A 14,988-nucleotide genomic window follows, 5' to 3' on the forward strand; every position below is an offset into this window, starting at 1 on the left:
CCCGGCCGGGCGTTTGTGGGGCAGGCGCTAGTTTTCCAGCAGTGCCCGGCGCAGGGTGTCCAGGCCTACCGAACCCAGCCGCAGGGCACGGGTGTGGAAGGTCCGGGCGTCGTAGGCGTCGCCTTCGCGGCTGCGCACTTCGTCGCGGATCTGCTCCCAGAGGCGCTGGCCCAGCTTGTAGGCCGGTGCCTGTCCGGGCCAGCCGAGGTACCGGGTGAACTCGAAGTTCAGCTGGCCTTCGGAGATGGCGATGTTCTGCTTCAGGAAGTCGTAGCCCTTCTCCGGGGTCCAGGTGCCGGTTCCCCAGCGCTCGGGGACCTCCAGCTCCAGGTGGACGCCGATGTCGAAGACCACGCGTGCGGCGCGCATGCGCTGGGCATCCAGCATGCCCATCCGGTCTCCGGGATCGGAGAGGTAGCCCAGTTCCTCCATCAGCCGCTCGGCATACAGGGCCCAGCCCTCGCCGTGTCCGGAGACCCAGCAGACGTTGCGGCGCCAGCTGTTGAGGGTGTCGCTGGCGGCGGTTGCCGTGGCGATCTGCAGGTGGTGGCCCGGAACGCCCTCGTGGTAAACCGTGGTGGTTTCCTTCCACGTGGTGAAGGTGTCTTCGCCCTCGGGGACGGACCACCACATGCGGCCGGGGCGGGAGAAGTCCTCCGACGGGCCGGTGTAGTAGATGCCGCCCTCGTTGGTCGGCGCGATCATGCACTCGAGCCGGCGCATGGGGCCGGTGATCTCGAAGTGCGTTTCGGAGAGCTCGTTGACGGCGCGGTCGGAGAGTTCCTGCATCCAGGCCTGCAGCTCGGCGGTGCCGTGCAGCTGGCGCTCGGGGTCGGCGTCGAGCAGGTCCATTGCCTCGCGGACGGAGGCGCCTTCCTTGATCTGGTTGGCCACCTTCTCCTGCTCGGCGATGATGCGGTCCAGTTCGGCCACGCCCCAGGCATAGGTTTCTTCCAGGTCAACGGCGGAACCGAGGAACTGGCGGGAGAACAGTGCGTAGCGCTCTGCTCCCACGGCGTCCTTTTCCGGGGCTGCGGGCAGCAGCTCGGTTTCCAGGAAGCTGACCAGCGAACGGTAGGCGGCGCGGGCGGCGTCGGAGTTTTCCTTCAGGGACGCCTGCAGCTGCTCGGGCAGCGCAGCGCCGTCCGGAAGGGCGGCACCGGAGGTGAAGGAATCGAAGAAGCCGCCGTCTTCGGCGTACTTCGAGGCCTGTTCCATGACGATTTTGACCTGGCGGCGGGCAGCTACCCGGTCCTGCTCGGCGCCGTGGCGCAGCGAGGTGATGTACCCGGCGACGGCGTCGGGAACGTTGTGCAGGCGGCCGGAGATGTGTTCCCAGGCTTGAACGGTGTCCGTGGGCATGAGGTCGAAAATGGCGCGGATGTCCTGCGCCGGGGAGGCGATGTTGTTCAGGTCGGCCAGGTCCCAGCCGGATTCGTGGATCTCCAGGGCCAGGCCCAGGCGTTCACGCATGGCATCCAGGGTGACGCGGTCCACGTCGTCCACCGGCTGCAGGTCCTCGAGGCGCTCGAGGGTCTCGCGCATTGCCTCGGCCATGGATTCAAGGCCGGCGGGGGAGTAGTCGGCGTACTCGGTTTCGTGGCCCGGAATGCCCAGCGTGGTGGCAAATGACGGATCCAGCGTGAGCAGATTCTGCGTGAAAGCTTCGGCGACGGCGTCAATCGCAGTGGGGGTGCGCGAACCGGCGTTGGACAGGGTATCTGATGAGTTTGTCTGTTCAGTCACACGTCCGAGCGTAGCGCCTCAGCGGAAACTGCGCCGCCACGAGCCTGGTCCGGGGGTGGGCTGCAGGCTCAGCGCACGGCGCCGTGTCCACGCCCTGCGGGTGCGTGCCGGGTCCTTTTCCGGGAACGTTCCAGAGGACAGGCCCGCCTCCGGGGAAGAGGCCCCAAGGCCAATAACGACGGCGGTGAGCGCGGCCAGCTCCTCCTCCGTCGGGTTGCCGGAGAGGACCTGCAGGAACGGCTCGGCCGGAGCGGCCGCAGCGGCAGGTTCGGGGTCGAAATCGAAGACGCTCACAGCGGAATGTTTCCGTGCTTCTTGTGCGGCAGCGCAGCGCGTTTGTCGCGCATTGCCCGCAGTCCGCGGATCAGCTGCAGCCGGGTTTCGGAGGGGGCTATGACCGCGTCCACGTAACCGAGTTCGGCTGACTGGTACGGGTTGAGCAGTTCCTCTTCGTAGGCGGTGATGTAGTCCTGCCGCACTTCCTCGACGTCGCGGCCTTCGGCGGCTGCGGCGGCCAGCTGGCTGCGGTAGAGAATGTTCACCGCGCCCTGGGCGCCCATGACGCCGATCTGGGCGGTGGGCCAGGCCAGGTTCAGGTCTGCGCCGAGCTTCTTGGAGCCCATGACGATGTACGCGCCGCCGTAGGCCTTACGGGTGATCACCGTGAGCTTCGGAACCGTGGCCTCAGCGTAGGCGTAGAGGAGCTTGGCGCCGCGGCGGATGATGCCCTGGAACTCCTGGTCCTTGCCGGGCAGGAAGCCGGGCACGTCAACGAAGGTCAGGATAGGGATGTTGAACGCGTCGCAGTGCCGGACAAACCGGGCTGCCTTTTCCGAGGCGGCAATGTCCAGGGTGCCGGCGAACTGCAGCGGCTGGTTGGCCACCACGCCTACTGTGTGCCCCTCCAGGCGGCCGTAGCCAATGATCACGTTGGGGGCGTAGAGAGCCTGCATCTCGAGGAAGTGGGCGTCGTCCACCACCTGCTCGATGACGGTCCGCATGTCATACGGCTGGTTGGCCGAGTCGGGGATGAGCGCGTCCAGGGCCAGATCGCCGTCGTTGATGTCTTCGTCCTGGTCGAAGGGCGCCAGCGGAGCTTCGGCCAGGTTGTTGCTGGGCAGGAAATCCAGGAGTTCGCGGACAAAGTCCACGGCGTCTTCTTCATCCGTTGCCAGGTAGGTGGAGGTGCCGGTGGTGGCGTTGTGCTGGCGCGCGCCGCCCAGGGTCTCCATGTCCACGTCCTCGCCGGTGACGGTCTTGATCACGTCGGGCCCGGTGATGAACATGTGCGAGGTCTTGTCCACCATCACCACGTAGTCGGTGAGGGCGGGGGAGTAGGCGGCGCCGCCGGCGGAGGGACCCATGATCAGGGAGATCTGGGGTACGACGCCGGAGGCATGGACATTGTTGCGGAAGATATCGGCGAACATCGCCAGGGACGCAACACCCTCCTGGATGCGGGCGCCTCCGCCGTCCAGGATGCCGACGACGGGACATCCGTTGCGGAGCGCGAACTCCTGGACCTTGACGATCTTCTCGCCGTTGACCTGGCTCAGGGAGCCGCCGTAGACGGTGAAGTCCTGGCTGTAGACCGCTACGGGTCGCCCGTCGACGGTGCCGTAGCCGGAGACCAGACCGTCGCCGAGGGGCTTCTTCTTCTCCATGCCGAACGCGGTGGAACGGTGTACGGCCAGGGCGTCGAATTCAACAAACGAGCCTTCATCCAGCAGCAGGTCGATGCGCTCGCGGGCGGTGTGCTTTCCCCGGGCGTGCTGCTTTTCAACAGCTGCCTCCCCGGAAGGAACCCGGGCCTGGGCCTGGCGGCGCCGGAAGTCGGCGATCTTCCCGGCGGTCGTCTGCAGATCGATGTCCTGGTCGATGCTCATTTACTCTCCGGTGCTGGGTCTGACGGATGGCAGGCGGATCGCCACCCCGAGGGCCGCACGGCGGGTTCAGTAGGTTTCTTACAAGCGTGCGGGCGATTCACCCAGTCTAGTGAGCACCAACACGCATCCCCGGTGTAGGAAACCTACAATTTGTGTCTGCGTGCCTTGGCTTGCCCAAGAGCTGTCTGCGGGTTGATGGCTGGATGCCGGCGGAGCACCGCAAAAACCTTCGGACGACTCGGATCGGTGCGCCAGGCGGCTGTGTCACCCAGACCGCCCTTGCTGACACGGGAATCGAAGGTTCCTCCTCGTCCACCGGACTGATGGCTCTTGCCCTCGGGGCGCTGGTTGCCGGTGCCGCGGCCCTGGTGCTGACAATGCGTCCGCGGGGAAACCACAGCTAGTCCACAAGGGTGCTGCACCCGCGGATGTTACTCACCAGTAACATTTTCTCCGCGGGTGCATTACCCTGTCCGTATGACTTCGAACACAGCATCCTCTTCCCCGCGTTCGCTGGCCGGACGCACGATCCTGATGTCCGGCGGCAGCAGGGGAATCGGTTTGGCCATTGCCCTTCGGGCCGCTGCGGACGGCGCCAACGTCGCGATGCTCGCCAAGACCGGTGAGCCGCATCCCAAACTGGAGGGCACGGTATACACCGCGGCAGAACAACTGGAGGCTGCCGGCGGCAAGGCTCTGCCGATCATCGGCGACGTGCGGCGTGACGAAGACGTTGCCAGTGCCGTTGCTGCCACCGTGGAGCAGTTCGGGGGAATCGACATTGTGCTGAACAATGCGTCCGCGATCGACCTGCGCAACACCGGCGACGTGACCATGAAGAGCTACGACCTCATGCAGGACATCAACGCCCGCGGCACGTTCCTGCTGTCCAAGACTGCGCTCCCGGCCCTGCGCGAGTCGGACAACGCGCACATCCTCACTCTTTCCCCGCCGCTGAACATGGACCCGAAGTGGGCCGGCAGCTACCTGGCCTACACCATGGCCAAGTACGGCATGTCCCTGACAACCCTGGGCCTGGCAGCAGAATTGAAGCAGGACGGAATCGGCGTGAACTCGCTGTGGCCGTGCACTTCGATCGACACCGCTGCCATCCGGAATATGCCCGGCGGTTCCGAACTGGCACGGGTGTCCCGCAGCGCAGACATCATGGCCGACGCCGCGCACGCAATCCTGACGCGCTCCGGCCGCGATGCCAGCGGCAACTTCTATACGGATGAAGAAGTGCTGCGCCAGGAAGGTGTCACGGACTTCACGAAATACAGTCTTGGTGCCCCCGAAGACCAGCTGATGGCCGATTTCTTCCTCTAAGCTGCCTGGCTGCCAGCGGGTCCCCGGAGGAGCGGGGGAGGAGGCGCGTAAGATCGGAAATATGCACCTGCACTACTCCAGCATGGAGCGCCCGCCCCTGGAGCCGGAGCGTCTCCGTGCAAGCCTCGTAGCTCCCGCCGGCCCGCTGGCACGCCTGGATGTCGTAGCGGAAACCGGCTCCACCAATACTGACCTCGCTGACTCCGCACGGCTGGTGCCCTCCGAGTATCCGGACTTGTCCGTGCTGACCGCTGAGCTCCAGACGGCGGGCCGCGGACGGCTGGGACGATCCTGGCAGGCCCCGGAGCGCTCTTCGCTGTTTGTCAGTGTGCTGCTGCGTCCGGTCAACCCTGCTGGACGGCCGCTGCCCACGCAGTCCTACGGGTGGCTGTCCCTTCTGGCAGCACTGTCGCTGACCAAGAGCGTGGCAGCGCGAACCGGCGTCGAACCGCGCCTTAAATGGCCCAACGACGTCTTGGTTGACGGACGGAAACTCGCAGGGATCCTGGCCCAGCTTGTCCCGGACAGCTCGGGCAACCCGCCCGCCGTCGTAGTCGGTACGGGCTTGAATGTCTCGCTAACGGACGAGGACCAGCCGGTTCCCACTGCCACGAGCCTGCTGATGGAGTACGCCTCCACCACCGACCGGAACGTCCTGCTGCAGGATTTCCTGCTCCAGTTGAACCTGGATTACCGCGCGTTCTGTGCCGTGGACGGCGACGCCCTGGCGCCCTGGTCCGGCGGTGGTTCCCTGCGGGAAAACATCGCCGAGCGAATGGTGACCCTGGGGCAGACGGTGCGCGCGCACCTGCCCGGCGGCGGGGAGCTGGTTGGCCGTGCCGCCGAACTGGCTGCCGACGGCGGACTGGTGGTCGTTGATTCTGAAGCCGGATTCCGGCAGACAGTTACTGCCGCCGACATCATCCACCTGCGGCCGTTGGAAGCATGAGCAGGCGATTCACCGGATCCCGGTGCGGATGAGGCTTCAGCCCGGCGAACAAGTGATCGTTTCAGCACGGCCGCACGCGGGGCCGCTGGCTGGTCCCGTGCTGCTCGCCGCAGCTGTGTGTGCCGCGGGCGGGTTCGTGCTCGGGTACCTGGGACGGGACAGTGCTCCGGCTGAACTGGTTGACTGGGCGCCGGTGCTGGGTCCCGCCGTCGTCCTGCTCGTTCTCCTGGTCCTGCTGCGCTTTTCCCTCCCGGCCGTGCTGCGCTGGAACGCGACCCGATACGTGCTGACCAACCGCAGGATGATCCACCGCCGCGGAGTGCTGAGGCGGCGGGAACACGACCTCCCCCTTGCCTCGGTCTACCAGCTGGAAGCGAGGCAGGGGATACTGCAACGCATGCAGCGTGCCGGAACCCTGCGCATAGACCTGGGAAGGGGGCGGGTCATCGATTACCCGTCGGTTCCCGAAGTCCACCGGTTCAAGTCGATTGTGTTGGCCACCATAGAAGACCTGCCCATGACCGTAATGTTTGATGGTGTAGATATTGAAGGAAGCGCGGTCTACGACGAGGAATGGAGCACCGATGAGTGAGCAGGGCCAGGACGCACCGGACGGTGCCGCCGAGCCCGAGCCGCTGACACTGTCGATGAACGCAGTGCCGATGCCGGAGAAACCCGTGATCCCTGCATCACCCGGTTCCATTGACCGCGAAGATGTCCGCCGGCTCGAAGCGCAGCTGATCGGCGGGCCCCGCACGCTCAAGCGGCGCGAAGCCGCAGCGGGGGCAGGCGTGTCCCTGCTTTCGGCACGCAAACTCTGGCGTGCGATGGGTTTCCCCAACCTCGACGACGACGCCGTGTTCTTCACCGAAGCGGACAAGGATGCGCTGAGCACCGTGATCGAGCTGGTCCGCGAGGAACGGCTGACGGAGGAAGCAGCGATCTCCATCATGCGTTCGATTGGCCAGATGACCGACCGGATGGTGGTGTGGCAGATCGAAGCGCTGGTCGAGGAAATGGTGGTCCAGCGCGGAATTACCGACGCCGAGGCACGCAAGCGGCTTGTTGCCGCGATGCCGGACCTGATCGAACCGCTGGAAAAGACCCTGGTCTACGCCTGGAAGCGGCAGCTGAACGCTGCCATCCAGCGGCTGGCACTGCGGGCCGAAGCCGGTCTTGCCAGCCACGAATCGGACACCACGGATGACAATCCGCTGCCGCTGGCCCGCGCCGTCGGCTTTGCCGACCTGGTTTCCTACACCAGCCTGTCGCGGCAGATGAATGAGAAGACCCTGGCGCAGATGGTGCAGCGTTTTGAGCACAAATGCTCCGAGATCATCTCCGTCGGCGGCGGCCGGCTGGTCAAGACCATCGGCGATGAAGTGCTTTTCAACGCGGAGACTCCGGAGGCGGGGGCCGAGATTTCGCTGGCCCTGGCCAAGGCGTTCACGGAGGACGAGCTGCTGCCTTCTGCCCGGGTTGCCATGGTGTGGGGCCGGGTGCTTTCCAGGCTGGGTGACATTTACGGGCCAACCGTGAACCTGGCATCCCGCCTGACGTCGCTGGCCGAACCCGGCACCGTGCTGACTGACGCGTCAACGGCCGCAGCGCTGCGCAACAATGACCGTTTTATCCTCATCCCGCATTCGCCGCGCAACGTCCGCGGCTTCGGCGAGATCCATCCGGTGACGCTCGCCCGGGGGACGGGCCCGGGCCTGGTCCTGGACTAAGGCTTCCGGCTCCATCCGCCTTGCTCAGGCCGGGGGGTCTCCAGCGGGAATTCGACAGCACCCTTAACTTTTTGGGCAGGAACCTTAGCAATATGCGACACTAGGTCCGTCTGCCTGCCGTTCTGCTGCCGTGCGACTGGACACCGCACATCAAAGGCGCCTGGAACCGGCACGGATTTGGGGAACGCAACGGGGGGAAGCACGTGTCAGCATTGAGGGGGGCTGTGCCTGCGCGTCTGCGTGCGCACCGAAAAGCCATCTCTGCCGGCGCCGCTGTGGCAGCCGCAGGAGCATTGGTGGCCACTGCCATCCTGTACCCCGGTTTTGCCCGCGCGGACGTTGATCTCAACGACGGCGGCGTTTGGGTTACCAACCAGACCCAGGGCATGGTCGGCCACCTGAACTATCCGTCCCGCATGCTCGACGGCGCGTACGCGGCCAACAGCGACCGTTTCAACGTCACGCAGCACGAAGGCACCGTCTTCCACGCCAACACGGACCAGTCCAAGGTCTCGCCGGTGGACGTGGCCAATGTGGCCCGCGGCACCGAAGTTCAGCTCCCGCCGTCGGCCGTGCTCAGCCAGGGTGGAAGCGCCGTTGCCGTGACGGACCCGGCTGCAGGAAACGTCTGGCTGACCAGTACCGGTTCCCTTCCCTTCTTCAGCGACACCGAGCTGGAACCCGCAGTGCAAAACGCACCCGGAGCCGCTGCGGACGTTTCCCCCGAGGGCACCGCCGTGGTCGCCGACCCGCGCGGCGGACGCATCTACAGCTACCAGGTGGGGCAGGACGGAAGCTACGGCGATCCGTCGGTGACCGAAGCCCAGGAGCTCAAGGGATTCGGCGACGTCCAGGTGGCTGCGGTGGGCAGCAAGCCGGTGGTGTTCGACGCCGAATCGGGAACCCTGGTGCTGCCCGGCGGCCGCACCGTGGAGTTTGAGGACACCCGCGGCGCCCAGCTGCAGGATTCGGGTCCCGAATCGGACGTCGTCGCGCTGGCCACCGCCACCGCACTTATCGAGCAGCCGCTGAACGGCTCAGAGGCAACGATCACCCGGATCGACGGATCCGGGACTCCCGCCCCGCCGGTGCTGGTGGACGGCTGCGTTCACGCCGCCTGGGCCGGCGCCGGAACCTATCTGCGGAACTGCGCGCAGGAAGCGGACAACCTCCGCGAGGAAATCCCCGGAATCGGTGCCTCCTCCGACCTGGTGTTCCGCGTTAACCGCTCCGTCGTAGTCCTGAATGACATCAACGGCGGCAACGTATGGCTTGTCCTGGAAAACATGCAGCTGGTGGACAACTGGGGCGACGTGATCCCGCCGAAACAGGATTCCAGCGACGATGAAGAGGAATCCGCCAGCGAGAACCCGGTCAATACCCTCCCGGACCGTACCGGGGAGAACCGGCCGCCGGTCGCCTCCGACGACCGCTTCGGTGTGCGGGCAGGCAGGACCACCATCCTGAACGTCCTGGACAATGACACCGACCCGGACGGTGACCTGCTGACCGTCAAGCCAACAGGCGAGCAGCCCGCGGCCGGTGTAGTCCAGGAAATCTACAACGGCGCCGGACTCCAGGTGGTGGTTCCCGCGGAAGCCTCCGGCACGAGCACCTTCAGCTATGAAGTCAGCGACGGGCGGGGCGGAACCGCAGCGGCCACGGCTACGGTCCAGGTCCGCAGCGCGGGGGAGAACGCTCCGCCCGAGCCGCGCCGCTCCACCCGGATCCTGGTGGAACAGGGCAAGTCCGTCAGCCAGAACATCCTGAACGACTGGATGGACCCGGACGGGGATGACCTGGTTCTTCTCTCCGCAGAACCAACCGCCGACGGCGACCAGGTGCGCAGCCGCTCCGACGGGCTGCTGACTTTCCGCGACATTGGCAAGACGCAGGGCGTCAAGGACGTAGCCGTCACCGTCTCGGACGGCACGGAAACGGCTGCCGGGACCATCACTTTCGACGTCCGCCCCGCAGGCGTCCTTCCGCCGGTGACCAACTTCGACCACTTCACCGCAACCGTCGGCGAAGCCGTGACCCTGTACCCGCTGCAGAATGACCTGGATCCGGCCGGCGGCCAGCTCAGCCTGGCCCGCGTGGACCCGGAGCAGGAGGACGGCTCGGTGCTGGTGCCGAACTACGAAACGGGAGCTGTTTCCTTCACTCCCGCGGCGGCGTCGACCTATTACCTTCAATACCTGGTGACCAACGGGCCGCAGAGCGCATCCGGGCTGATCCGCGTGGATGCCGCCGAATCCGGACGGCAGGGGGCGCCGGTTGCGGTCCGCGACGTCGCGCTGCTGCCCCGGGGCGGAAGCGTGCTCGTGGACGTGCTGGGCAACGACACCGATCCCACCGGCGGGGTGCTGGTAGTCCAGTCGGTCAACACCGGCGCCAGTTCGCCGCTGGACGTCGAGGTGCTGGACCACAACATCCTGCAGATCCATGACGTGCGCGGAATGCAGGCGCAGGGAGCCATCCGCTACACGGTTTCCAACGGCTCGGCCAGCGCCAGCGGGGAGGTGAGCGTGCTCCCGGTGGAACCCCCGGAAACCCTGCTCCCGCCCGCCGCTTCCGCTGATACCGCAACGGTGCGGGTGGGCGACGTGGTGGACATCGCGGTGCTTGAAAATGACACCTCGCCCACCGGCGACGAACTGACCCTCAGCCCGGTGCTCCCGCAGGGTGTGGATCCCGCGGACGGGCAGCTGTTCGTCTCGGAGAACACGCTGCGCTTCGTCGCCGGAGAAACCGCCAAGACCGTCTACGCCATCTACGAAGTCCGTGACTCCACCGGCCAGAGCGACTCGGCCCAGGTGCGGATCAATATCCTGCCGCGTGACGATGACAAGAACACCCCGCCGGTTCCACGCAACCTGGAAGGCCGGGCGATCGCCGGGACCACCGTCCGCATTCCGGTGCCCCTGAACGGCCTCGACGCGGACGGCGATTCGGTGTTCCTGGATGGCATCGCCGCCGCGCCGGCCCTGGGCGCCGCAGTTCCGGGTCCTGACTACATTGACTACACCGCCTCCGCTTCGGGCGCCGGAACCGACTCGTTTACGTACACCGTGCGGGACCGGCTGGGACTGGTGAACTCCGGGACGGTGCGGGTGGGCATTGCTCCGGCTGCGGAAGCGAACCAGAAGCCGGTGGCGGTGAACGACGCCGTCAGCGTGCGCCCGGGCCGTGAGGTGGCCGTTCCGGTCCTGGCCAACGACTCAGACCCCGACGGCGACCCGCTCTCACTGGACCCTGACGGCGTGAGCGCCCAGGAACCGTCCATGGAAGCCCGCGCCGACGGACCCCGGGTGCGCTTCACCGTGCCCGACGAAGCCGGAACCTACAACGTCCGTTACGCCGTGAAGGACAACCGGGGAGGAGCCGCGAACGGCAACGTCGCCGTTGTCTCGGACCCCAATGCCGAACTGCTGGCGCCGATCGCCCGCGATGACCGCGTTGAGGTTGCCGAAATCCGGGGCCGTACGGCGGTTGACGCTGCGGTGCTCGAAAACGATGAGGATCCCGACGGCGTCGCCGAGGACCTCCAGGTGTCAGTGGACCCCTCCCGCACCACCGCCTCAGTTGCAGGGGACAGCGTGCGGGTGGAACTTACCGAGGAAGCGCAGGCCATTCCCTACACCGTCCAGGACATGGACGGCGGGACGGCGACGGCGGTGCTGTGGGTCCCCGGGCTGAGCGCGCAGTATCCCACCCTTCGCAGCTCCGCGGTCCAGGAGGTGCAGGCGGGGGACACCCTTGACCTGGAACTGGGGAACCTGGTGGAGGTGCGCGAGGGCAGGACGCCCCGCATTACCGAGACCGCGAAAGTGAGCGCCATCGGCTCCTCCAACCGGGATACGTGGGTCACGGACGAGGATACGCTCGCCTACACGGCGGACGAGGATTACGCAGGCCTGGGGGCGATCACCTTCGAGGTCACCGACGGCTCGGGTCCGGATGATCCTGAGGGGCTGAAGGCCACGCTCACCGTCTTGATCAAGGTGACTCCGCTGCCGGAACAGAACCTTCCGCCGGTGATGAGTCCCGGATCGCTGGAGGCCGCCAAGGGAGAAGACTCGGTGAGGCTGGACCTGGCACCACTCGCGTCGGACCCGAACCCGGAGGACGCCGGGCGACTCGAGTTCGCCCTGGCCGGACCGGTTCCGGAAGGCTTCGAAGCACGGCTCTCCGGAACCGTCCTGGAGGTCTCCGCTGCTGAGGGCGCCGCCGTTGGAACCCTGGGCCAGCTTGCCGTTTCCGTCACGGACGGACGCAGCGAACCGGTGCCCGGACGCGTTGACCTGACAGTGCTTGCCTCAACCCGCCCGCTGCCGGTCGCCGCAGACGATTCCGTGGACGACGCCGTGCAGGGCAAGCCCGTCACAGTGGACGTCCTGGCCAATGACGACAATCCGTTCCCGGAAACACCCCTGCGGATCCTGGAGGCGTCCGCGGACGGCAACGGTACGGCACAGGTCAGCGGCGACTCGATCGTGGTGACGCCCAACGCGGACTTCGTGGGAAGCATGAGCGTGCAGTACCGGGTGGAGGACAAGACCCGGCAGGCGGACCGGCAGGCTTCCGCGCAGATCCGGCTTTCCGTGCAGGGACGCCCGGACGCGCCGTCCACGCCGGTGGTGGAGAGCACCCGCAGCCGCACGGTTGTCCTTTCCTGGGACCCGCCGGCCGCCAACGGTTCACCGATCACCGGCTACACAGTCACCGGCAGCAGCGGCTTCAGCCAGGCCTGCCCTGCCACCACCTGCACCCTGGCGGGACTGACGAACAACGTTGAGTACACGTTCGCCGTGACGGCCACGAATGCCAACGGCACTTCCGACCCGTCACCCCAGTCAGCCCCGGCCCGGCCGGACACCCAGCCTGCCCAGCCGGCCCCGCCGGTCCTCGCCTTCGGAGACCGGCAGCTGGATATCTCCTGGACCGCACCGGCGAATGACGGTTCTCCCATCGAGAGCTACGACCTGCAGATCTCCCCGGCCCCGCCCGGCGGCACCGCGCAGAAAACCGTGCCCGCCTCCATGACCCGCACCACCTGGACCGGCCTGGCCAACGGCACCAGCTACCGGGTGCGGGTCCAGGCCCGCAACGCTGCCCCGGAGCCGTCCGGGTTCAGCGACTACTCGGCACCGGAGATACCAGCCGGCGTGCCGGGGGCGCCCGGAACACCCACCACCGCCAAAGCCACTTCGGTGGGCGTGCAGAGCCAGCTCACCGTGGACTGGTCCGACGCCGCACCCAACGGTGCGGAGGTGACCGCCTACCAGCTGCGCGAATACCGCGGCTCCACGCTGGTACGGACCCTGGAAGCCGGCGCCGCCTCCACCATGACCGTCCGGGTGGATAACTCCGAGCAGGACTACTCCTACTCCGCCCGCGCCTACAACAAGGCCGGCTGGAGCGATTGGGGCGCAACCTCGGCGCCCCGCCGCGCCGTCGGATCTCCCGATGCCCCGGCCGCGCCGGCACTGGCAGCGTCGCGCACCGGAGCGGAGGGACGGGCCGTGACCATTACCTTCACCCCGCTTGCTGCCGGTGCCCGCAACGGAGCCCGGGCCGAGGAAATCAGCTACCGGGCCAGCTTCAGCGACGGCCGTTCCATGACGGTCAGCAACGGCCAGGAAATCGGCGGCTTCAGCAACGGTGCCACGATCACTGCGCGGCTGACCGCCGTCGTGAATTCCGACGGTTCCTCCTATGACAGTGCTGCCTCCGCGCCATCCGGCGGCGTGAAGGTCTACGGCAGCCCGGGCACGCCCTCGGCGTCGGGCTCCAACGGCGGGCAGGGCAGCCGCACAGCCAAACTGTCCTGGAACCCGCCCAACCAGAACGCGCACGACGTCGCGCAGGTCCAGATTTCCGTCGACGGCGGCGGCTGGGAGAACGTGGGAGTTTCCGGCAGCCGCGACGTTGGCAACGGGTACAACCAGACGGTGAGCATCCGGGTACGGGTGCTGAACTCGCAGGGGACCGCCGGCGGCATCGCAGAAGCCTCAGCCCGCACCGGCGGGGAGCCGCCGCCGGAAACCTGGACCCTCACCGTGGGCAACCAGCTCGACAGCGGTGACCGGCGCACCTGCATGGACCCCGTTGGTTCCACGAACTTCACCGATCCTGGGTGCAGGGGCGAGCACTGGGCCTACCTCAACGACCGGATCGACACCCGGTGCTACATCGTGCGCGGCGGGGGAGAGATCTGGTACCGCCAGCACTCCGGCCGCCCGGAAAACGACGGCCTGCACATCAAGGGCATCCACACCAGCTTCGGCAACAACCCGCCCGGCAGGATGGGCCAGTGCTGACCGGCGCCTCGACTACTTCATCCGCACCACCTAGGGGAAACACCACCATGTCCATGACCGAAGAACAGGCCGCCTGGTTCGCCGAGACCTTCGCCAAGCTGGTCACCAACGTTGGCCAGGCAGTGCTGGGAAAGCCGCAGGCCGTGCGGCTGATCCTCACCTCCATGCTGGCCGAGGGGCACGTGCTGCTCGAAGACGCCCCCGGCACGGGCAAGACCATGCTCGCCCGCGCCCTGGCCGCCACGGTGCAGGGAACCACGTCCCGCATCCAGTTCACTCCCGACCTGCTGCCGTCTGACGTCACCGGCATCACCATCTACGACCAGAAGACGCAGGCCTTCGAATTCCACCGCGGACCGATCTTCGCGAACGTGGTCCTGGCCGACGAAATCAACCGCGCCTCGCCCAAGACCCAGTCAGCGCTGCTGGAGGTCATGGAAGAATCGCGCGTCACCGTGGACGGCACCACCTATACGCAGGAACGTCCCTTTATGGTGATCGCCACGCAGAACCCGATCGAGCAGGCCGGTACCTACCGCCTGCCCGAGGCGCAGCTGGACCGTTTCCTGATCAAGACGTCCATGGGCTATCCGGACCATGCGGCCACCGTTGAACTCCTGGCCGGATCCGCTACCCGTGACCGGTCGGCCGCGCTGACCGCCGTCATCACCTCCGCCGCCGTGCGGGACATGGCGGACCTGGCCGCGACCGTGCATACCGACACTTCCGTGCTTGAATACATCGCCCACCTGGCTGCAGCCACGCGCGATGCTCCTGAAACCCGCCTGGGCGTCAGCGTGCGCGGTGCCCTGGCCATGGTCCGGGCCGCCAAGGTATGGGCTGCGGCCGAGGGCCGGAACTATGTGCTGCCCGACGACGTGCTCACGCTGGCACCGAGCGTCTTCACCCACCGCCTGGTGATGGATCCCGAAGCCGAGTTCGCCGGCGCCACGGCTTCCGCCGTGCTGGACCAGGTTCTTGGCTCCATTGCCGCGCCGCAGCAGCGCGTCAACGCCTAGGACTGA

At 66.9% G+C, this 14,988-nt stretch carries 10 protein-coding genes; 7 read left to right on the forward strand and 3 right to left on the reverse strand.

Annotation, left to right across the window (positions count from 1 at the left end):
• Positions 1-27 precede the first annotated feature (27 nt).
• Genes ABFX29_RS14570 through ABFX29_RS14580 form a run of 3 tightly spaced genes read right to left on the reverse strand, consistent with a single transcriptional unit; the run spans position 28 to position 3,632 of the window.
• Positions 28-1,746, reverse strand: a complete 1,719-nt coding sequence (locus ABFX29_RS14570; protein ID WP_152228616.1) for a DUF885 domain-containing protein — start codon at positions 1,744-1,746, stop codon at positions 28-30.
• Between the two features lie 18 nt (positions 1,747-1,764).
• Positions 1,765-2,040 (reverse strand): acyl-CoA carboxylase subunit epsilon, encoded by a 276-nt coding sequence (locus ABFX29_RS14575; protein WP_152228615.1) that lies wholly within the window; start codon positions 2,038-2,040, stop codon positions 1,765-1,767.
• On the reverse strand, positions 2,037-3,632 hold the full coding sequence (locus ABFX29_RS14580) for an acyl-CoA carboxylase subunit beta (protein WP_152228614.1): 1,596 nt from the start codon (positions 3,630-3,632) through the stop codon (positions 2,037-2,039). Before ABFX29_RS14580 ends, ABFX29_RS14575 begins: the two co-directional genes overlap by 4 nt.
• A gap of 170 nt (positions 3,633-3,802) precedes the next feature.
• On the opposite strand from ABFX29_RS14580, the gene ABFX29_RS14585 reads away from it, so the two are divergent.
• The 7 genes from ABFX29_RS14585 (at position 3,803) to ABFX29_RS14615 (ending at position 14,982) form a co-directional block, all read left to right on the forward strand.
• Positions 3,803-4,036, forward strand: coding sequence for a hypothetical protein (locus tag ABFX29_RS14585; protein WP_346038501.1), 234 nt, complete (start codon positions 3,803-3,805; stop codon positions 4,034-4,036).
• Between the two features lie 73 nt (positions 4,037-4,109).
• Positions 4,110-4,961 carry an SDR family oxidoreductase gene (locus tag ABFX29_RS14590; protein WP_152228612.1) on the forward strand — a complete coding sequence of 284 codons (852 nt, stop codon included), beginning with the start codon at positions 4,110-4,112 and terminating at the stop codon, positions 4,959-4,961.
• Positions 4,962-5,022: 61 nt separating this feature from the next.
• Positions 5,023-5,910 (forward strand): biotin--[acetyl-CoA-carboxylase] ligase, encoded by an 888-nt coding sequence (locus ABFX29_RS14595; protein WP_152228611.1) that lies wholly within the window; start codon positions 5,023-5,025, stop codon positions 5,908-5,910.
• Between the two features lie 52 nt (positions 5,911-5,962).
• A complete protein-coding gene (locus tag ABFX29_RS14600; protein WP_170287771.1) occupies positions 5,963-6,502 on the forward strand; it encodes a PH domain-containing protein in 540 nt (179 codons plus the stop codon).
• The gene (locus tag ABFX29_RS14605) at positions 6,495-7,640 is read left to right on the forward strand and encodes an adenylate/guanylate cyclase domain-containing protein (protein ID WP_152228609.1); all 1,146 of its coding nucleotides are present in this window, start codon (positions 6,495-6,497) and stop codon (positions 7,638-7,640) included. Before ABFX29_RS14600 ends, ABFX29_RS14605 begins: the two co-directional genes overlap by 8 nt.
• Positions 7,641-7,936: 296 nt before the next feature.
• Positions 7,937-13,963 carry an Ig-like domain-containing protein gene (locus ABFX29_RS14610; RefSeq protein ID WP_152228608.1) on the forward strand — a complete coding sequence of 2,009 codons (6,027 nt, stop codon included), beginning with the start codon at positions 7,937-7,939 and terminating at the stop codon, positions 13,961-13,963.
• 47 nt (positions 13,964-14,010) lie between these two features.
• Positions 14,011-14,982 (forward strand): AAA family ATPase, encoded by a 972-nt coding sequence (locus ABFX29_RS14615; RefSeq protein WP_152228607.1) that lies wholly within the window; start codon positions 14,011-14,013, stop codon positions 14,980-14,982.
• Positions 14,983-14,988 lie beyond the last annotated feature (6 nt).

It is taken from the genome of Arthrobacter gandavensis (assembly GCF_039528575.1).
Lineage (GTDB): Bacteria > Actinomycetota > Actinomycetes > Actinomycetales > Micrococcaceae > Arthrobacter_B > Arthrobacter_B citreus_B.